Source organism: Amycolatopsis sp. QT-25 (assembly GCF_029369745.1).
Classification (GTDB): Bacteria; Actinomycetota; Actinomycetes; order Mycobacteriales; family Pseudonocardiaceae; genus Amycolatopsis.
Window position 1 is genome coordinate 6,699,249 of record NZ_CP120210.1, and the last position, 19,357, is coordinate 6,718,605.

Genomic DNA, 19,357 nt, shown 5'->3' on the forward strand with positions numbered 1-19,357 from the left:
GCGGTCACCTTGCGGAATCACTCAGCCACTCGAACGTGCCGGGAAAGGTCACCCGCCGGAGACCCGCTCGGACTCAAATCGGCTACTTCGGGCCCCGCGTCCAGTTCACCGCTGACCCGAAAGGGCCCACCATAGGAGGACCAGCGGTTACTCCGGAAATACCAGAGCCGATGGCGAGGGTATCGGCCAGCTGGAACAACGGAATGACGACATTCCGGCGCCACAATTCCGGTTCCAGGGTCGAAAGCGTGTCGGCGACCGGGGTGGCGCCGGTCAGCGCGGCGTCGATCGACGGCTGCAGGGCGGGGTCGCAGAAGCCCAGCGGGTTCCCCGGGACGACGGCCTTGGTCTTGTCGGTGAGCTGATCGGGACGGCAGCCGAAGGTGGACGCCAACGCCGAAGCGACGTCCGCTCCCCCGGTGACCTGGCCGATCACCGCGATGTCGATGCCGACGTTGCCCGCGCCTTCCGGGGTCGTCTGCTGGATCCCGTCGAGCACCGGCATGGCCAGCAGCGTCGAGAACAGCTCTCTCGGCTGCGGTGCGATCGCGTTGACCTCGATCCCCGCGGCCACCAGTTGCGCCGTCAGTTCCTTGGCGATCGTCGCGTACGGCTCCTGTTTGGCAGGCGAGGCCACGACCAGCGAAAGGTTCTTCCCGTTCTTGCGCCAGGTTCCAGCTTCCTTGGTGTACCCGGCGGCTTTGAGCAGTTCCTCGCCCTTCGCCGGATCAGCCGTCGACGGCGGGCCGGGGGCCGGGATCGTCGGCCGGAAGCCGGGGGCCGAGGGGACGCGGACCTGGGCGTCGGCGCGGAGTTTGCCCGAAGGGCCGCCCTCCGTGGCCTCGGTGATCAGCTTGCCGCGGTCGATCAGCGCGGTGAGGCCTTCGCGGACCTTCGAATCCGACAGCGTCGAACTCACCGGCCGCAGGAGGAGCTGCGCCACCGTGGGGCGGGCGACCGTGTGCAGCTGGACGGCGGAACCGAGTTCGCCGAGCCGTTTGAGGCCGGTGCCGTCGGTCCTGGTCATCGCGAACTGGTCGTTGCCGCTGCGCAGGGCGGCCAAGGTGCCGTCCTGATCGGCCGCACGCAGCACGATCCGGTCGAGGGCGGAGGGTTTCTCCCAATAGCGCTCGTTGCGCTCCAGGGTGATCTCCCCGCGCGCGGTGTCGAGGCCCTTGATCGAGTACGGCCCGGCGACGGCGGGGAACGTCGTCGCCAGCGCGCCTCGCCACCCGTTCGGGGCGTCCTTGAGCAGATGGGCGGGCAGGAGGTTGGCGAAGAGTGTCTGCCAGCCCGGATACGGCTTGGCGAAGGTGACCTCGACCCGCTTGCCACCTTCACGCGATTGGATGTCCGAGATCAACCGGTAACCCGCGGCGCCGATGACGCCGGGCTGGTCGCGCATGGCCTCGTGGAGGTACGCGAAGTCCTCGGCGGCGATCGGCGCGCTGTCGGACCAGGAGGCGTCCGGCCGGATCGTGTACGCGACCGTGAACGGCTGCTGCGAAACGACCTCGGCGGCCTTCATCAGGTTCTTGTCCAGCTGGAAACTGCCGTCGTCCTTGGCCCGGAACACCGACGGGAGCAGCAGCTGCGAGAGCGCCGACGTCACCTGGGAGGCGTCGGCGAGGTTGTGCGGGTTGTAACCGCCGAGGACGTCGTCCACACCCACGACGACCTGCGAAGGCGCCTTCGTGGTCGACGTGCTCACCGGGGAGGCGGAAGAGCTGACCACCGGCGGCGGTGGCGTGTTGCTGCACGCGGCGAGGAGCACGGCCGCGCACGCCAGCATGGGCGCCGCTGTGTTCACTACCCGCACGCCTGAATCCTCCCGGTCGGTCCCTCACCCCGTCGCCATAGAGCTACCACGCCGGGCATGGCCTCGGCAGCGAGATTCCCATATCGGCCCGGCCGCCGCCCGACCGGCTGCCGTCTCCTCCGGTGGACGTCCGAGAGGCCCCGAAGGTTCCTGTCCGGGCCGAAGCATTTCGTCCGCATCCGATCGCGCTCCTTCGGCAATGGGTTCCGCAAACCCGGAACATTCCGGAACACCGCACCGGAATGTTCGCCACCGCACGATTGACGACCGATCCGATCACGAACTCGAGTCCTCTCCGGACCCATTCGGCTTTCCTTGTTTCGCGCCGGTCCGGTTCCGCGTTCTCGATCGAGTCGAGGCGGCAGCCCGGCCGGTCCGTTCCGGTGATGTGAACATCGCTCGAAAAGGAGCTCGGCTTTCCGGCGGAAATTGTCGGAAAAAACTTTTCTTAACCAGGAACGCCCGATCGAATACGGTGCGTGATCGCTTTCGAGGCCGAAAAAGCCGGAGGGCGCCTGCTCACGGTGAGTGAGCAGGCGCCCTCCGGCTGAGGCTCGACGCGGGTCAGCCGCGGTTCTTGTTGCGGTTGCGCTCCTTGGCACGCTGGTTGACGTCCAGCGTGACCTTGCGGATCCGGACGACGTCGGGGGCGACCTCGACGCATTCGTCGACGGAGCAGAACTCCAGCGCCTCCTCCAGGCCCATCTTGCGCGGGCGGGCCAGCGTCTCCATCACGTCGGCGGAGGACTGACGCATGTTGGTCAGCTTCTTCTCCTTGGTGATGTTGATGTCGAGGTCCTCGGCACGCGGGTTCTCGCCCACGACCATGCCCTCGTACACCTCGGCGCCCGGCTCCACGAAGAAGGTGCCGCGGTCGGCGAGCTGGATCATCGCGTACGCGGTGATGGGGCCCGAACGGTCGGCGACCAGCGAACCGGAGTGCCGGGTGCGGATCTCGCCGGCCCACGGGAAGTACCCCTCGAACACGTGGTTCGCGATACCGGTGCCGCGGGTCTCGGTGAGGAAGTCGGTGCGGAAGCCGATCAGGCCACGCGCCGGGAGGACGTAGTCGAGCTTGATCCGGCCGGAGCCGTGCCCGCCCATGTGCTCCATGCGGCCCTTGCGGGCGGCCAGCAGCTGCGTGATGCCGCCGAGGTGCTCCTCCGGGGCGTCGATCGACAGCCGCTCGAACGGCTCGTGCAGTTTGCCGTCGATCATCCTGGTGACCACCTGCGGCTTGCCGACGGTCAGCTCGAAGCCCTCGCGGCGCATCTGCTCGACGAGGATCGCCAGCGCCAGCTCGCCACGGCCCTGGACCTCCCAGGTGTCGGGGCGCTCGGTCGGCAGCACCTTGATGCTGACGTTACCGATCAGCTCCTGGTCCAGCCGGGCCTTGACCAGCCGGGCGGTGACCTTGTCACCACCGCTGCGGCCGGCCAGCGGCGAGGTGTTGACCCCGATGGTCATCGAGATGGCGGGCTCGTCGACGGCGATCCGGGGCAGCGCCTCCGGATTCTCGACGTCGGCGAGGGTGTCGCCGATGGTGATCTCGGGGATACCGGCGATGGCGACCAGTTCACCCGCGCTGGCCTCGGTCGCCGGGACGCGGGTGAGCGCCTCGGTGACGAGCAGCTCGGAGATCCGGACGTTCTGGATGGTGCCGTCCTCGCGCATCCAGGCCACGGTCTGGCCCTTGCGCAGGTTGCCGGAGTGGATGCGGATCAGCGCGATCCGGCCGAGGAAGTTCGACGCGTCGAGGTTGGTGACCAGTGCGCGCAGCGGGCCTTCGCGGTCGGCGAAGGGCGGCGGCACGTGGCGCAGCAGGGTCTCGAACAGCGGGTCGAGGTTCTCGCTCTCGGGCACCGCGCCGTCGGCGGGCTGCTCGAGGCTCGCCTTGCCCGCACGGGCGGAGGCGAAGACGACCGGGAGGTCGAGGATCGCGTCGAGGTCGGCGTCCTCGATGTCACCGGCCAGATCGAGCAGGAGGTCGTGGGTCTCCTCGACGACCTCGGAGATCCGGGCGTCGGGGCGGTCGGTCTTGTTGACCACGAGGATCACCGGCAGACCGGCCTCGAGCGTCTTGCGCAACACGAACCGGGTCTGCGGCAGCGGCCCCTCGCTGGCGTCCACCAGCAGGACGACGCCGTCGACCATGGCCAGCCCGCGCTCGACCTCGCCACCGAAGTCGGCGTGGCCGGGGGTGTCGATGACGTTGATCGTCACCGGGCCGTTCTCGGTCTCGCGGTGGATGGAGGTGTTCTTCGCGAGGATGGTGATGCCTTTTTCCCGCTCGAGCTCCCCGGAGTCCATCACGCGGTCGACGAGTTCGGCGCGTTCCTCGAAGGCTCCGGACTGCCGGAGCATCGCGTCGACGAGGGTCGTCTTGCCGTGGTCGACGTGGGCGACGATGGCGACGTTGCGCAGGTCGGGCCGGGTCTTGCCGGACGAGCGGCCGGCATCGACTGCGGTGGCGCTGGCTGCGGGCACGCGAAGGCTCCAAAGGTTTCAAGTTCGGGTGTGGTGCCCGCGCCGCCCCGAGTGCTCATTAGCGCGATCGGGTAACGTCGGCCGACTTTGGCCATACGCGGACCACACCAGGGTACCTGTAGCCGAACTGTGAGCACCCCCACGCCCCCGGACCGGTAAGCCTCACCTAACGTGGGCGGGTCGCCGACGCCGTCCGACGAGGAGCGCGAGTGGGCAAGAAACCATCCGACGACCCGCGCGAACTCGTGCGCAAGTGGACGAAGTCCGGCAAGGTCAAGAAGAAATGCTGCCGGTCGAAGCCACGGTGCGGCAAATGCCCCGTTCTCGCCCTGAAAAAGGCGAAGAAAAAGATCGCGAAAGCGGCTTAGCGCCCGCGGTTCCGGAAGGGGCCGGTCGCGAGGATCGCCCCCGGCTTTGCCCTGTTCACGGGCTTGGCGATGAGGACACCGCCGACGCGCGGCGTGATCCGGGAGCACGTGGTCGATTTCCTCGAGAGGGGCGATGCAGGGCAGCAGCACGACGAACAGGGAAATAAGGTGGCCGCGGTTCTCCACCGTGCCGGGCGTACTGCGCCGGCCGATATGAATCATCGACGCCACGTGCATCCCATCAATGACTCTCCCTTGCTTTTCACTCCGCAAGTAGTCCTCTGGACGCGACGGTTCGAGGACCGCTTGCGCGGGGTGGGTAGGATCGTCGGCATGCGCGCGCAGAACGCCCAGTGGTGGCCGCCCTCCGGCGGCCCCGAAGTCCTGCGCTGAACCAGACGAGCGCACCACCAGGCCGCCCCACCGGGCGGCCTTTTTCGTGCCCGGACCCCGGGGCGGCCCGAATCCGAGAGGAAGAAGGCAGATGATCAGGTTGTCCGGGATCACCCCGTCCGGCCACGTCCACGTCGGGAACCACCTGGGGGCCATTCGGCGCTGGGCGGACGAGGGCGGGCCGGACGACCTGTATTTCGTCTCCGACCTGCACGCGATGACGAACTCGCACAATCCGGCGAAGCTGCGTTCGATGGCTTCCGAGCAGCTGGCCGTGCTGATCGCGGCCGGGATCGAGCCGGACCGCGTGTTCGTGCAATCCGACCTGGCCCGCGAGCTGGGCGCCCTCAACTGGGTCCTCGAGTGCACCTGCAACTACGGCGAGGCGGCCAGGATGATCCAGTTCAAGGAGAAGTCGAAGGGTCGGGCGGGGGTCCGGCTGTCCCTGCTGACCTATCCGGTGCTGATGGCGGCGGACATCCTGCTGCAGGGTGCGGACGAGGTCCCGGTCGGCGAGGACCAGCGTCAGCACGTCGAGCTGGCGCGAACGCTGGCGAAGCGGTTCAACGCCACGTACGGCGACGTGTTCACCATGCCGAAGGCGGTGCTGCCGCCCGCCGGGGCGCGGGTCATGGACCTCGCCGAGCCGACGCGGAAGATGTCCAAGTCGACGCGGGAGGAGGCCGGGGTGATCTTCGTGCTCGACGAGGCCGACCAGGTCCGGCGGAAGGTCAAACGCGCGAAGACCGATGGCGGGTCGACACCGGCCTACGCGCCGGAAACGCGGCCGGGGATGGCGAACCTGCTGGACATCCTCGCGGCGTGCGTCAAGGAGAAGCCGGAAGTCCTCGCGGACCGGTTCGACTCCTACGGCCAGGTCAAACAGGCCGTCGCCGAGGCGCTCATCGAGGAGCTGCGGCCGGTCCGGGAACGCGCGCTGGCGCTGCTGGCCGATCCCGGCGAACTGGAGCGGGTGCGCAAGGCGGGCGCCGTCCGGGCCGCGCAGCGGGGTGAGCACCGGCTGCAGTCCGCGCTGCGGCTCATCGGCGCCGGCTGAAGAAGTACCTGAAGGACCCCTTCCTTGCGCCCAGGTATCGGGAGGGGTCCTTCACGTACTCGAAAGCAGGGCGTGCAGGTCTGGCAGGAGCACGCGGTCGGCGGGCAGCCAGTCGAGGTCGCCGAGTTCGCCGGCGGAGACCCACTGGACGTCCCTGTGTTCCACCGCGCGCGGCTCGTCCCCCGCGCTGACCAGCGAAGCGGCGTAGATCCGCAACAGCTTCCCGTTCGGCAGCGGCACGTCGTCGCCGACCCGGCCCGCGACCGTCACGACGACGTCGAGCTCTTCCAGGCATTCCCGCGCCAAGGCGGCTTCGTCGCTTTCGCCGTCCTCGACGCGCCCGCCCGGCAGCTCCCACTGCCCGGCGTGGTCGGCGGGCCAAGCCCGCTGCTGCGCCAGCACCTGTCCGTTCCGCACGATGGCGGCACCCACGATCACCACGCCCTCACCCTACGGGCGTGAGTTCCGCCTTCAGTCACGCGTGTTCCGCCTTCGATCACGCGTGTTCCGTGCCGGGACACGGGAATCACGCGGTCCGGCCGAAGGACATCACGCGCCGGGCCGTGCCGCCTGCCAGACGATCTGGAACCGAGCCCCGCCATCGGGTGATTCGCCGACGCGCACCCGGCCCCCGCGCCGCCGGACGGCCTCCCCGACCATCGCCAGCCCGAGCCCGGTGCCACCGGAGGACCGTGCCCGCGAGTCGGAGACGCGGTAGAAGCGGTCGAAGACCCGCTCCCGGTGTTCCGGTGCGATACCGGGCCCGTCGTCGTCGACCACCACCCGCACGGTGGACCGCGCCGCGAGCACCGACACCACGATCTGCCCGCGCGCGTAGCGGCACGCGTTGCGCAGCAGGTTGCTCAGCACCAGTTCGACCTCGGCGTGCGTCGCCAGCGCCCAAGCGCTCCCGACCGTGCCGCTCACCCGGATCTCGGGCGCGTCGGCGGGCATCCGCGCGATCGCCGCGCGCACCTCGCTCACCAGCTCGACCGGTTCCGCGGGCGGGACCTCCCCGGCGTCCGACCTCGCCAGCGCCAGCAGCCCGTCGAGCAGCGCGGACAGCCGCTCGGCCTCTTCGAGGACGTCGGAAAGCGTCTCCTGGGCGAGTTCGGGATCGGGATTGGTGACGGCGACCTCGGCCTGCACGCGGATCGACGCGACCGGCGACCGGAGTTCGTGCGCGGCGTCGCCGGTGAACCGCCGCAGCCGTTCGGCGCCCTCCTCCTGCCTGGCCAGCAGGGCGTTGAACTCCTCGGCGAGCGCGCGGAGTTCGTCGTGCGAATCCGGGAGCGGCAACCGCGCGCCCGGCGGGAGCGCCCGCACCGAGCCACGCATCCTCGCCACCGGCCGCAGCGCGAACCGCACCAGCAGCCACGTCGCGACCCCGGCGCCCACCGCGCCGACGGAGGCGATCACGAACAGCCACAGCCCGCCGGAGTGCACCGCGGTCGCGAAGCCGACCAGACCCGCACCCGCGACGACGAGCCGTTGCTGCCCGTCGGGCGCGGTGACCACGGTGCCCGCCCAGCGCCGGCTGTGCTCGCCGCCGGTGGTGACCGGCTCCCCCGCCTTCAGCGCGCGAATCTCCGCGGGGCCGAGATCCGGGGGCGGCAGGCCGTCGACCGGGCCGCCCCCGGTGTCGAGGACGCGGACGGTGACCACCGTTCCCGACGGCGTCCGTCCCGCGACGACCTCGGCCTTCGCGGTGTCCAACTGAGCACTCAGCTCGTCGTCGACCGAGCCGATGAGCAACGGCTGGAGGTTGTCCCCGGCGACCGCCGCCAGCCCGAGCAGGAAACCGAGCGTGACCGCGGCCGTGAGCAGGGTGATCCGGACCTGAAGCGAGCGGCGGCGCCACCAGGACGGCGAGCCGATCACCCCTGTCCCGCCGGGGCGATCACTTCGTCGAGCTGCGGATCCGAGGCCAGGTAACCGTGCCCGCGCACCGTCCGGACCAGCGCGCCGGCCCCGGCCGCGTCGAGTTTGCGGCGCACGTAACCGACGTAGACCTCGACGACGTTGCGGGTCGCGGCCTGCTCGTCCCCCCAGACGGCGCGCAGCAGCTCGTCCTTCGTGACCACCGTCCCCGCCCGGCCCGCGAGCACCTCCAGCAGCGCGAACTCGCGCGGGCTGAACGCCACTTCGATGCCGTCGTAACGGACCTGCCGCAGGCTCCGGTCGACTTCGAGCGCGCCGATCCGCAGCGGCCCGCGGATCCCGTCCGGCGCCGCCCGCCGCAGCACCGCGCGCACCTGCGCGACCAGGACGACGAACGAGAACGGCTTCACGAGGTAACCGTCGGCACCGAGGTCGAGCCCGTCCGCCTGGTCGACCTCGCCGTCCTTCGCGGAGATCATCAGCACCGGGGTGGTGACGCCGAGCGCACGCAGGCGTTCGAGCACGCGGTAGCCGGAAAGCCCGGGGAGCATGATGTCGAGCAGGACGACGTCGAAGGAGCCCGTCTGCGCCAGGCGCAGGCCACTGGGTCCGTCGGCCGCCGTGACCACGTCCATGTCCTCGGCGCGCAGTCCCCGCTGCAACGCCTTGCGCACGCCGGGCTCGTCGTCGACCACCAGTACTCGAGGTTTCACGGTCCTCATCATTCACGCTTTCACCAGCTCACGCGCGAGCTCTCAGCGCCATCTCAGCTCGGGCGGTGGAGTCTGAGTGGTATCTCAGCGTTTCCGGGGAAGCGTGGTCGCCGAGACCCGAGCACACTCCGGCTTCGGGGAAACAGGGAGAGACAGCATGGATCCGAAGAGGAAGGCCATCACCGCGGCGGTGGTGGGGACGGCACTGGGTGTCGGCGGGCTCGCCGTCGTCGCGATGCCCGCCACCGCGGGCGACGCACCCGTCTTGCCGCAGATCAGCGCCGAAGAGCTGGTGCAGTCGACGCTCAACGCGAAACCGTCGGCGTTCGACGGGAAGGTCAAGGTCGACAACGATCTCGGCCTGCCGCGGGTCGGCAGCACGCTGCCCGGCGCGTCGGCGCTCAGCATCGACTCGGCGCAGGTGTCGACCGACGGCGCGGGCAAGAGCAAGGTGTCGCTCACCGAGGGCTCGAGCCAGCAGACCATCGTCAAGAACGGTGGGACCGTCTGGGAGTACGACTCCAAGGACAACTCCGCCACCAAGATCACCATCCCGGCCGACTTGGCCAAGGAGCACCAGAACAAGGTCGAGGGCAAGGCCGTCGATCCGGCGACGGTGGCCGCGGAACTGCTCGCCAAGGTGCGTGAGAGCAGCACGATCGCCGTGGACGGGACGTCGTCCGTGGCGAGCCGCTCGGCGTACGAACTGGTGCTGACCCCGAAGCCGGCCGAGCGGACGCTCCTGCGCGAGATCCGCGTCGCGATCGACGAGCAGACCCGGATGCCGCTGCGCGTCACGGTGCTGGCCAACGGCGCGTCCTCCCCGGCGTTCGAGGCTTCGTTCAGCGAGATCAACTTCGCGAGCCAGCCCGCGTCGAACTTCGAGTTCACCCCACCGAAGGGCGCGAAGGTGACCGAGAAGGCCGCCGAGGTCGACCCGAAGAGCCGTGAACTCGCCGAGCAGGCGAAGTCCGAGATCAAGGTCGTCGGCGACGGCTGGGACACCGCGATCACCGGCAAGATCCCGGCCGACGCGCTGGCGAAGGCCGCAGACGCCAAGGACGAGGAAGGCCGCCAGGTCGACCCGAAGGCGTTGCTTTCGCGGTTCGCCAAGCCGGTCAGCGGTGCCTGGGGCAGCGGCTGGCTGGTGACCACCAAGGTCGGCAGCGGCGTGCTGACCGACGACGGCCGCTACGCCGTCGGCGCGGTTCCGGAGCAGGTCCTCTTCGAGGCCTTGGCCGCGAAGTGACCACCACGTTCGAAGCCGGGACGGACGCCTCTCGGGAGGCGTCCGCTCCGGCGGTACCCATGGCGGCCCGCACCAGGGGCCTGCGCAAGGTCTACGGCCGCACGGTGGCCGTGGACCACGTCGATCTCGACGTTCCCGAAGGCGCCGTGCTGGGGATGCTCGGCCCCAACGGATCGGGCAAGACGACGACCATCCGGATGCTGCTCGGTCTCGTGCGGCCCACCGAGGGCGAGGTCGAACTGTTCGGCAAGCGGATGCCCGACGAGGCGGCGCACGCGCTGCCCGACGTCGGCGCGCTGGTCGAAGGGCCGGGGTTCCACCCTTTCCTTTCCGGGCGGGAAAACCTGTTCCGGGTGGCCGCGGCCGAACCGAGGCTGGCCTCGGCCGGGATCCCCGGCGCGGTCGACGCGGCGCTCGAACGGGTGGGGCTGACCGACGCCGCGAACCGGCGCTACAAGGGGTATTCGCTGGGGATGAAGCAGCGGATGGGGCTGGCGAGCGCGCTGCTCGTGCCGAGGCGGATGGTCGTGCTCGACGAGCCGACCAACGGCCTCGACCCGGCGGGCACCAGGGAGATCCGCCGGATCATCGGCGAACTGCACGCCGACGGCGTCACTGTGCTGGTGTCGTCGCATCTGCTGGCCGAGGTCGAGGCGACCTGCACGCACGTCGCGGTGCTCCAGTCGGGGAACGTGATCGCCCAGGGCGAGCTCGCGGAACTGCTGGAGTCGGGGAACGCGGCGCTGCTGGTGCGGACGCCGGACGGTGAACTCGCGGTGGACACGTTGCGGGAGAACAGGATCGGCGCCCGGCTCACGCCCGACGGCGTCCGCGTCGATCTCACCGCGGCCGAGGCTCCCGACGTGCTGCGCCACCTGGTGACGGCCGGAGTGGCCGTGCACGAGGCGGCGAGGGCGCGCACCGGGCTCGAGGACCTGTTCGCCCGGCTGACCCAGCCGGAGTCCACTGTAGACGGTGAGGGGGAGTCGTGACGCACGCTCTGGCCGCGGCACCCGCGGCGCGAACCGGGCACGACAACGTCGGCCTGCTCAGGTTGTACCGTGCCGAACTCCGCTGGATCTTCCGACGCCCTCGCACGCTGGCCGTACTGGGCCTGCTCGCGTCGATCCCGGTGATCATCGGCGTCGCGCTGACCTTCGTCGACGCTTCGGAAACGAGAGGCGGACAGGACGGCGAACTGCTCGCGTCCGCGGTCAACAACGGCTTCGTCCTGCCGGTCGCGGCGCTGACCATGACACTGGCGCTGCTGCTCCCGCTCGCTTCGGCGATGGCCGGGGCGGACGCGATCGCCGGCGAGGCGGCCCACGGGACACTGCGGGGCTGGCTGATCGCCCCGGTCGGCCGGGGCAGGCTGCTCGCGATCAAGGCGTTCGGCGTGGCGACGGTTTCGACGATCGCCGTACTGGCCATGACGTTCACCGGGTTCGTCACCGGCCTGATCATCAGCGGCACCGAATCGATGTTCACCCTCACCGGCTCGACCCTGAGCGTCTGGGACGCGCTGGGCCGCATCCTGCTCGTGGCCGCGTGGGTGATCCTGCAACTGTGGGCGGTCGGCGCGGTCGCGCTCGCGATCTCGGCGTTCACCGAACATCCGATGCTGGTCGTGGCCTCGGTGCTGGCCGGGACGATCGTGTTCACCATCCTCGGGTTCCTCGACGCGGTTTCCTGGCTGCATCCGTTCCTGCTCAACGAGAACTGGTCAGAGGCGCCGGCTTCGGTCCTGATGGACCCGTTGGACACCGCGATGCTCGGCGAGGGCGCGCTGCGCGCCGCCTGCTACATCGCCATCGGGCTCTCGATCGCCTACGCGCGCCTGACCACGCGGGACGGCTGACCTCGCAAGTCAGTGAAGGCCTCCTTCCTGCCTTGAGGGTCGTGAAGGGGGCCTTCACGGCGTCGAGGCGCGGTAAGGTCGGGGCATGTTCGAGGTGGGGGCCGTCAAGTGGACGGGGGCGGGCTGTCTGGTGGGGCCGCTGCTCCTGCTCGGGCTCGGTGTCGGCGTCGTGTTCCAGGAGGTCTTCGACGGGCGACAGCTGATCACGGACATCGCCTGGGTGGCGGGTTTCGCGCTCAGCGCGATCCTGATCCGGGTGATCGGCCGCAGGCTGAACAGGTACGGCACCGCGCACACCCTGTACGACTCGCCGATGGAGGGCTACGCGTGGCTCGCGATCGCGTGCGCCGCCCTGACCCTCGGCCTGGTCTTGCTCATCCGCTTGGTCGCCGTCTGAACTCCCGCAATTCGGCACCTGAGTGCGATAGTTCGCGTTGCCAACCATCGCACTCAGGTGCCGAATTGTGTCGGTTGGGTGGGCGAAGCGTCGCAATCAGGTGACTGGTTGCGGAGTTGGGCGACGCCGTCCGGGTCCAGGGCGAGCCGGACGCGGTCGCCGGGGCGGAGGTCGGCCGTGACCGGCGCGACGGCGTCCACAGTGGAGGGATCGCCGCCGGGCGCGACCACGAGCCGCACGTGCTCCCGCCGGTGCACCACGGCGACGACCTCGCCCTCGACGCCGTCCGGGGAGACCCGCAGCCCGTGCGGCCGCAACCCCAGCCGCACCGGACCGTCCTCGACGTCGGGCAGCGTGACGTCCCCGAGCACCGTCCGCACCACACCGCCGGACGCCTCGCCGTCGACGAACGTGGTCACGCCGAGGAACCGCGCCACGTCCTCGTCCACCGGCTGCCGCCAGACACGGCGCACCGCGCCCTCCTGCCGGATCTCGCCGTCGTCGAGCACGGCGACACGGTCGGCGAGCGTGAACGCCTCTTCCTGATCGTGGGTGACCAGCAGCGCGGTGATCTTGCTGCGCCGCAGCAGGGCCGCGAGGTCGATCGCGAGCTGTTCCCGGAGTCCGGCGTCCAACCCGGACAGCGGTTCGTCCAGCAGCAGCAGCCGCGGTTCCGGCGCCAGCGCGCGGGCCAAGGCCACCCGCTGCGCTTGCCCGCCGGACAGCTCGGTGACCCGCCGTCGTTCGTACCCGGCCAGCCCGACCAGGTCGAGCAGCGCACGGACCCGCTCCGCGTGCTCGGCACGCGGGACGTCGTGCATCCGCAGGCCGAACGCGATGTTCGCGGCGACGTCCTGGTGCGGGAACAGCTGCCCGTCCTGGAACACGAGGCCGAACCCCCGGCGGTGCACCGGGACACCGGCGAGGTCCTCGCCGTCCCACCGCACGGTCCCCGACGTCAGCGGCTCCAGCCCGGTGATCGCCCGCAGCAAAGTCGACTTCCCCGAACCGGACGGGCCGAGCAGCGCCAGCACCTCGCCGTCGGCGATGTCCAGCCGGGCGTCCTCCACCGCGGTGAACGATCCATAGTGGACGGTCAGATCCCGTACCGACAGCGACACTAGAACTCCCCTACCGAATGCTGCCCGCGGACCGCGCCGAACCGGTCGATCAGCACCACCGCCACCACGGTCACGATCATGAGCAGCGCGCAGGCCGCGTAGGCCATCTGGTTGTTCAGCTCCCCCGGCCGCGAAATCAGCGTCGCGACGGCGACCGGCAGTGTCGGCGCGTCCGGCCTGGCCAGGAAGCTCGTCGCGCCGAACTCGCCGAGCGCGACCACGTACCCGAAACCGGCCGCCGCGACCAGCGAACGCGCGGTCAGCGGAAGATCGATCTCCCGCCACACCCGGCCGGGGCTCGCGCCGAGCGTGGACGCGGCTTGGCGCAGCCGGACGTCGACCGAGCGCAGCACCGGCAGCACCATCCGCACGATCAGCGGGATGATCACCAGCGCCTGCGCGAGCGGCACCAACAGCGGCGACGTCCGCAGGTCACCCGGCAGCGCGTCGAGCGTGACGAGGTACCCGAAACCGACGGTCACCGCGGACACGCCCAGCGGCAGCATGAGCGCGGCGTCCATCGTCTCGCCCATGCCCCTGGCCAGCCCGCCCGGCGTGCGGCGCAGCGCCACCAGCACGACCGAGGCCGGCACCCCGACGATCATCGCGAGCGTCGTCGCGTCGAACGCCGTCCGCAGTGACATCGACGCCGCGTCCCAGCCGGAAACCCCAAGCGCGCCACGGGAGCCCTGTCCGGCGAGTGCCTCGTAGCCGGAGAGGCTGAAACCGTCCGAAGCGGACACGGACTCGACGAGCAGCGCGACGATCGGTGTCATCAGGAGCGCGATCACCGCGAGGCCCGCGGAGACCGCCCACCACTCGCCGCCCCTGGGCCGCCGCGCGGTCTCGTTCCGCGCACGCAGCCGCACCGCGTTCTCCCGGCGCCGCCTCGCCAGCGCGCCGACGACGAGCGCGGCGACCACGGCGGCGAACTGCACCAGCGACAGCGCGGCCGCGCCGGAGAGGTCGAGCAGTTCCACCGTGCGCAGGTAGATCTCGGTCTCCAGGGTGCGGTACCGCGCCCCGCCGAGAATGAGCACGACCCCGAAGCTGGTGGCGCAGAACAGGAACACCACCGCCGCCGCCGACGCGATGGCGGGCGCGAGGGCGGGCAGCGTCACCGAGCGGAAGGCCCGCCACGGCGACGCGCCGAGTGCCCGTGCGGCGTCCACGGTGCGCGGATCGAGGTGGCTCCACAGCCCGGAAACCGTGCGAGCGACGACGGCGACGTTGAAGAAGGCGTTGGCCAGTACCAAAGGCAGCAGCCCACCGTCGGGCCAGAGCGCGCGGAACGCCAGGCCGACCACGACGGTCGGCAGTACGAACGGCACCAGCACGAGCGTCCGCACCAGCGAGACCCCCGGCAGCCGCACCCGCGCGAGCAGGAACGCCACCGGCAGACCGGCGAGCACCGCGACGATCGTCGAGACCCCCGCGCTCGCCACGGTGAACCCCGCGAGTTCCCAGGTCAGCGGGTCGCCGATGGCCGTGCCGACCCCACCGGAACCGAAGCCCCGGCCGACGATCGCCGCGACCGGCCAGGCGAAGAACACCACGAGGAAACCGAGCGGCGGCACGGCGAGCGCCGTCAGCCCGGCTCCTCGGAAAGTCGGCCTGGTGGTACTCAGCCTTCGAGAAGCGTGCGCCACTGGGCGATCCACTGCTCGCGTCCGGCCTGGATCTTGGCCGGTTCGAGCGTCTTCGGCTGCTGCGGCAGCGGGGCGGCCTGCGCCCAGCCCTGCGGGAGCTCGACGCCCTGCCGGGCCGGGTACACGTACATGTTGCCCGCCACGGTCACCTGGAACTGCTGGGACAGCAGGAAGTCCACGACCTTGCGGGCCTTCTCGACCTGCTTGCCGCCCGCCAGCACGCCCGCGTACTCGACCTGGCGGTAGCAGGTGTCCAGCAGCGCCTTCGTCCGCGGTTTGCCGTCGTCGCCGATTTCGGCGGCGGGCGAGGAGGCGTAGGAGACGACGATCGGACGCGGGCCCTTGCCGGAGGAACCCGAGAATTCCTTGGTGTAGGCCTCTTCCCAGCCACTGACCGTCTTGAGCCCGTTGGCCTTCAGCCGCGTCCAGTACGCCTGCCAGCCCTGCTCGCCGAACTGCGCGACGGTGCCGAGCAGGAACGCCAGCCCCGGCGACGACGTCGCCGGGCTCTCGGCGACCATCAGGTCCTTGTACTTGGCGTCGGCCAGGTCCGCGAACGACTTCGGCTCCGGGATGCCCTTGTCCACGAAGTACCGGGTGTCGATGTTGACGCAGACGTCGCCGAGGTCGACCGCGGAGAGGCGGTGCTCGGGGTCGACGGAGTAGCGCTGCGGGCCGCGATCGGCCTCCGGGCTGGTGTACTGCTCGAAAACGCCTTCGGTGAGCGCGCGGGAGGCGAACGTCGAGTCGATGCCGTACGCGACGTCGCCGATCGGGTTCGCCTTGGTCAGCACCAGTTTGTTGGTCAGCGCCCCGGCGTCACCCTGCTTGAGCACGGAGATCTTGATTCCGGACTGCCGCTCGAACGCGTCGAGGACCTCCTGTGGGGCGAGCCACGAGTCGTGTGTCACGAGCGTGACCGTCGCCGGCGCCTGCGGGTCGTCCCCCGTGTTCCCGGAGAGCGAGCAGCCCGCGACGAGGGCGGCCACCGTGCCGGCCGCGACGACCGTGCGGAGGGCGCGTTTCATCTAGCCTCCTGCGTTCTTCAAGGGGGATCCGTGGCGAAAGTGCAGCGTAGCCGACGGCGTACCACCATGGAGTCATGGCGGAAATCTTGAACGACCAGCAGGCCGACGAAGCCGTGACCAAGCTCTCCGGCTGGAGCCGCGACGGCGTCACGATCGAGCGGACGGCGAAGCTGCCGAGCTTCCCGAAAGCCATCGAAGCCGTGGACAAGGTGGCCGGACTGGCGGAGGCGGCCGACCATCATCCCGACATCGACATCCGCTGGCGGGCGGTCACGTTCCGGCTCAGCACCCACTCCGCCGGAGGACTGACGGAGAAGGACTTCACGCTGGCGTCGCAGATCGACCAGGTCCTCGGCGACGTGTGACGTCCGCGACGATCGCGCCACGACACCGCGTCCCGGACGTCTTGCCGGTACGACCGACGAGAAAAGGACGAGTGATGACGCAAGCGATCATGGTGGGATTCTCCGCGTTTGGCGCGATGGTGGCCGCCGCTGCCGGAGTGCTTTGGTACACGGCACGCGACCGCCACCACCAACACGATCAGTGATCTTGGTCACACCAGGGTGCCGAAGGTAACGCGGCGCCTGATCAACGCGCTGTTCCCGGCGGACCTGTCGCTTCTCTCCCCGGGGGGAACCGCCGTGAACAACGCCTCGATCACCGCCGCCCAGCGCGCCTGGGTGACCACCTTCGCCGCGGCCGTCACGCTGCTGACGATCGTCGTGCTCGGCCTTCTCGGCTAACCCGGGTAAGCCTTGCGCGCGGCGACAAGCTCCGGCAGGTGCTTGACCGCCCACTCTCGGCACGCTTCCATCGGCTCGAACAACGTCCGGCCGAGCGAAGTGAGCTCGTATTCCACGCGCGGCGGCGTCTCGTCGTACGCCGTCCGCGTGATCATGCCGTCGCGCTCGAGTGCCCTGAGGGTCTCCGTGAGGACCTTCGCCGTGACGCCCCTCAGCGGCACCCGTAGTTCGGAGAACCGGCGCGGGCCTTCTTCGAGACACAGCACGACCAGACCGGCCCACTTGTCGCCGATCCGGAACGGGGTCAGGTTCGACGGGCAGCCCGGGGCGAACATGTCGGGGCTCAACGGCTTCACCCGCCCGAAGTTACCCCCGCTCGCGCTTTTCGCGCTGGAGCTCCGCCAGCAGCCTCCCGGTGACCTCGGCCAGGCGTTGCGCCGCCTCGGGTTCGAAACCGGGTCCGGCCGGCTCGATCCGCCGTCCTTCCACGAACGCGCTGAGCGGTGCCGCGGGCGGGTCGTCGATCCGCGCGATGATCGGCACGACGCCTTCCTCGACCGGTTTGCCGTACCTCTTCAAGGCTTCGACGTGGGCGGCGGTCGCCGCGTCGTAGTCGCCGGAGAAGCTGGTCGCGACAGGGCCCGGGTTGACCAGCACGTAAGCGATGCCGCTCCCGGCGTGCTCGGCGGCGAAAGCGACTCCGAGCAGGTCGTTCGCCCGTCCGGCCTGAAGTTGCGCGGCGACCCCCTGATAGCTCCGCGACAAGGAGACGTCGTGCCAGCGGATCTCGGGTTTGGCCGTGCCCGGCCCGGACACGTTGACGATGACCGGCCGCTCGGCCCGGCCCAACGCGGTGGCGAGACCATGGCTGAGCAGGTGGCGGCTGAGGTATTCCAGCGCGAAGGTGCTTTCGATGCCTTCGGCCGTCTCCACTCTGGCCGAGCGGAAGTGGCGTGCGCACAACACGAGCGCGTCCACGACGGGGAAGCGCCGGGTGATCAGCTCGACGACTTCCCGGTTGCGCGCGACGAGGCCGAGATCCGCGGGGATGAACGTCGCCCGGCCTGCTTCGGCGAACAAGGCGCCCTTGACCGGATCACGGCCGAGGACGACGACGCGGTCACCGCGGCCGAGGTATTCCATCGCCAGGGCTTTGCCCATTCCGTCGGTGCCGCCGGAGATCACGATCGTCTTCACCGGTCTCCCCTTCCCGGCAGGCGGGTCGCGGCGGCGAGCAGGACGAGCAGGGTGCCCGCCACGAACCAGTACACCCCGTGCAGACCGGCGACCGGGCCGGTCGCGGTGCCGAGGAGCAACGCGACCACGGCGACCCCGATCGAACCGCCGAGCTGGTTGAGCATGTAGAGCACCGAACTTCCCTGCGGCACCAAAGGCCCCGGCAGTGTCCGGTACACCGCCCCCATCGCGGGCGGCCCCACGAAACCGAGTCCGGCGCCGAGGACGAGCCCGGCGAGCACGAGGGCCGCGTCACCCGTCCCGGTGTCGACCCGGGTGAAGAAGACGGCACTCAAGGCGGCCACGAGACCACCGGCCAAGGCGAGGTTGCGGGAACCGATCCGGTCGCTGACGCGCCCGGCCAGCGGGGCGGCGACGGCGGCCCCGACGCCCAGCGGTGCGACCAGCAGTCCGGCCGCGAGCGCACCGTGTCCCTTGACCTGCTGGAAGTGGAGCGGGAGCACGATCAGGCTCGCGAACAGCACCAGGCCGGTCAGCGCCATGACCGTGACGCTCGCGGCGAAGCCGCGACGGGCGAACAGCCGGACATCGACCAGGGGCGCCTCGCCGCGCAGCGCGCGGAGCACGTAACCCGTCAGCAGGAGAGCACCCACCGCCAGCGGGACGAGCACGGGCGAAGAGACGAGGCCTGCCCCGTCCGCGGCCTGGGAAAGCACCAGGAGCAGGCTCGCGAAACCCGGCCCGAGCAGGGCGACACCGAGGACGTCGAGCCGTTCCCGTCGCTCGACCGGGGGATCGGCGGGCATCACGCGCACCGCGAGCAGCACAGCCAGCGCGCCGAGGGGCACGCCGAGCAGGAACATCCACCGCCAGCCGAGCCCCTGCAGCACCATCCCGCCGAGTACCGGCCCGAGCACGGGACCGAGCGAGAGCACGGCGGCCATCAATCCCATCACCCGGCCCGCGCGCCGCGGCCCGGCGGCTCTGGCGAGCAAGGTGAGCACGAGCGGATCGAGGACGCCCGCGCCGATCCCCTGCAGCACGCGAAAGGCGATCAGGCTTTCGATGTCCCACGCCAGCCCGCACCCCAGCGAGCCGGCGAGGAAGACGGCGAGCCCGGTGAGCCACATCCGCTTGCCACCGAACACCTCTCCCGCCCAGCCGGTCACGGGGATGGTGACGGTGACCGCGAGCAGGAAGCCGGTCGAAACCCAGCCCACGGTGCCCAGGGAGGCTTCGAAGTCCTCGGCGAGGTCGCGGATCCCGACCGCGACCATCGTGCTGTTCAGGATGCCCAGCGCGCCGCCGAGCAGGATCACACCGATCAGCAGCCGCAGCGAGGAGCCCAGCCGATCGTCTCGGATGGTTGTCATGTTCTTCCCGTCCATCGACTC

At 70.3% G+C, this 19,357-nt stretch carries 19 protein-coding genes; 8 read left to right on the top strand and 11 right to left on the bottom strand.

Annotation, left to right across the window (positions count from 1 at the left end; genetic code table 11):
• Positions 1-82 precede the first annotated feature (82 nt).
• A complete protein-coding gene (locus P3102_RS31255; protein WP_276371441.1) occupies positions 83-1,792 on the bottom strand; it encodes an ABC transporter family substrate-binding protein in 1,710 nt (569 codons plus the stop codon).
• Between the two features lie 591 nt (positions 1,793-2,383).
• Positions 2,384-4,306 (bottom strand): translational GTPase TypA, encoded by a 1,923-nt coding sequence (gene typA / locus P3102_RS31260; RefSeq protein ID WP_276364059.1) that lies wholly within the window; start codon positions 4,304-4,306, stop codon positions 2,384-2,386.
• A gap of 209 nt (positions 4,307-4,515) precedes the next feature.
• Between typA and P3102_RS31265 the strand changes: the two genes are divergently transcribed.
• Together P3102_RS31265 and trpS are read left to right on the top strand one after the other, a co-directional pair.
• A complete protein-coding gene (locus P3102_RS31265) occupies positions 4,516-4,674 on the top strand; it encodes a hypothetical protein (RefSeq protein ID WP_276364061.1) in 159 nt (52 codons plus the stop codon).
• 484 nt (positions 4,675-5,158) lie between these two features.
• Positions 5,159-6,124, top strand: coding sequence for a tryptophan--tRNA ligase (gene trpS / locus P3102_RS31270; protein ID WP_276364062.1), 966 nt, complete (start codon positions 5,159-5,161; stop codon positions 6,122-6,124).
• Positions 6,125-6,175: 51 nt separating this feature from the next.
• Here trpS and P3102_RS31275 read toward each other — a convergent pair whose 3' ends face one another.
• The 3 genes from P3102_RS31275 to P3102_RS31285 form a co-directional block, all read right to left on the bottom strand.
• Entirely contained in the window at positions 6,176-6,565 is a 390-nt protein-coding gene (locus P3102_RS31275) for an NUDIX domain-containing protein (RefSeq protein ID WP_276364064.1), read from the bottom strand.
• A gap of 108 nt (positions 6,566-6,673) precedes the next feature.
• Entirely contained in the window at positions 6,674-8,005 is a 1,332-nt protein-coding gene (locus P3102_RS31280; RefSeq protein ID WP_276364066.1) for an ATP-binding protein, read from the bottom strand.
• Complete coding sequence (locus P3102_RS31285) at positions 8,002-8,730, bottom strand: response regulator transcription factor (protein ID WP_276364067.1); 729 nt, start codon at positions 8,728-8,730, stop codon at positions 8,002-8,004. The genes P3102_RS31280 and P3102_RS31285 overlap by 4 nt, the downstream gene beginning before the upstream one ends.
• A 145-nt stretch (positions 8,731-8,875) precedes the next feature.
• Between P3102_RS31285 and P3102_RS31290 the strand changes: the two genes are divergently transcribed.
• From P3102_RS31290 to P3102_RS31305, 4 genes are all read left to right on the top strand, one after another.
• Positions 8,876-9,967: an outer membrane lipoprotein carrier protein LolA gene (locus P3102_RS31290; protein WP_276364069.1), complete on the top strand. Its 1,092-nt coding sequence runs from the start codon at positions 8,876-8,878 to the stop codon at positions 9,965-9,967.
• Positions 9,964-10,959 (top strand): ABC transporter ATP-binding protein, encoded by a 996-nt coding sequence (locus P3102_RS31295; protein WP_276364070.1) that lies wholly within the window; start codon positions 9,964-9,966, stop codon positions 10,957-10,959. Before P3102_RS31290 ends, P3102_RS31295 begins: the two co-directional genes overlap by 4 nt.
• Positions 10,956-11,825 (top strand): ABC transporter permease subunit, encoded by an 870-nt coding sequence (locus tag P3102_RS31300; protein ID WP_276364072.1) that lies wholly within the window; start codon positions 10,956-10,958, stop codon positions 11,823-11,825. The genes P3102_RS31295 and P3102_RS31300 overlap by 4 nt, the downstream gene beginning before the upstream one ends.
• An 85-nt stretch (positions 11,826-11,910) precedes the next feature.
• Positions 11,911-12,222, top strand: a complete 312-nt coding sequence (locus P3102_RS31305; protein WP_276364073.1) for a hypothetical protein — start codon at positions 11,911-11,913, stop codon at positions 12,220-12,222.
• Between the two features lie 53 nt (positions 12,223-12,275).
• On the opposite strand, the gene P3102_RS31310 is transcribed toward P3102_RS31305, so the two are convergent.
• From P3102_RS31310 to P3102_RS31320, 3 genes are read right to left on the bottom strand one after another with little or no spacing between them, the layout of a single operon-like run.
• Positions 12,276-13,343, bottom strand: coding sequence for an ABC transporter ATP-binding protein (locus tag P3102_RS31310; protein ID WP_276364075.1), 1,068 nt, complete (start codon positions 13,341-13,343; stop codon positions 12,276-12,278).
• Positions 13,343-14,920, bottom strand: a complete 1,578-nt coding sequence (locus tag P3102_RS31315; protein WP_276371443.1) for an iron ABC transporter permease — start codon at positions 14,918-14,920, stop codon at positions 13,343-13,345. The genes P3102_RS31310 and P3102_RS31315 overlap by 1 nt, the downstream gene beginning before the upstream one ends.
• Positions 14,921-14,967: 47 nt before the next feature.
• On the bottom strand, positions 14,968-16,020 hold the full coding sequence (locus P3102_RS31320) for a thiamine ABC transporter substrate-binding protein (protein ID WP_276364076.1): 1,053 nt from the start codon (positions 16,018-16,020) through the stop codon (positions 14,968-14,970).
• A 74-nt stretch (positions 16,021-16,094) separates the two neighbouring features.
• Between P3102_RS31320 and P3102_RS31325 the strand changes: the two genes are divergently transcribed.
• Together P3102_RS31325 and P3102_RS31330 are read left to right on the top strand one after the other, a co-directional pair.
• Complete coding sequence (locus P3102_RS31325; RefSeq protein ID WP_276364078.1) at positions 16,095-16,385, top strand: 4a-hydroxytetrahydrobiopterin dehydratase; 291 nt, start codon at positions 16,095-16,097, stop codon at positions 16,383-16,385.
• A 201-nt stretch (positions 16,386-16,586) separates the two neighbouring features.
• A complete protein-coding gene (locus P3102_RS31330; protein ID WP_276364079.1) occupies positions 16,587-16,766 on the top strand; it encodes a hypothetical protein in 180 nt (59 codons plus the stop codon).
• On the opposite strand, the gene P3102_RS31335 is transcribed toward P3102_RS31330, so the two are convergent.
• The 3 genes from P3102_RS31335 to P3102_RS31345 are packed head-to-tail and all read right to left on the bottom strand — an operon-like array spanning position 16,763 to position 19,336.
• Positions 16,763-17,101, bottom strand: coding sequence for a helix-turn-helix domain-containing protein (locus P3102_RS31335; protein WP_276371444.1), 339 nt, complete (start codon positions 17,099-17,101; stop codon positions 16,763-16,765). The genes P3102_RS31330 and P3102_RS31335 overlap by 4 nt on opposite strands.
• Positions 17,102-17,132: 31 nt before the next feature.
• A complete protein-coding gene (locus tag P3102_RS31340) occupies positions 17,133-17,963 on the bottom strand; it encodes an SDR family NAD(P)-dependent oxidoreductase (RefSeq protein ID WP_276364081.1) in 831 nt (276 codons plus the stop codon).
• Complete coding sequence (locus tag P3102_RS31345) at positions 17,960-19,336, bottom strand: DHA2 family efflux MFS transporter permease subunit (protein WP_276364082.1); 1,377 nt, start codon at positions 19,334-19,336, stop codon at positions 17,960-17,962. Before P3102_RS31345 ends, P3102_RS31340 begins: the two co-directional genes overlap by 4 nt.
• Positions 19,337-19,357: the final 21 nt, after the last annotated feature.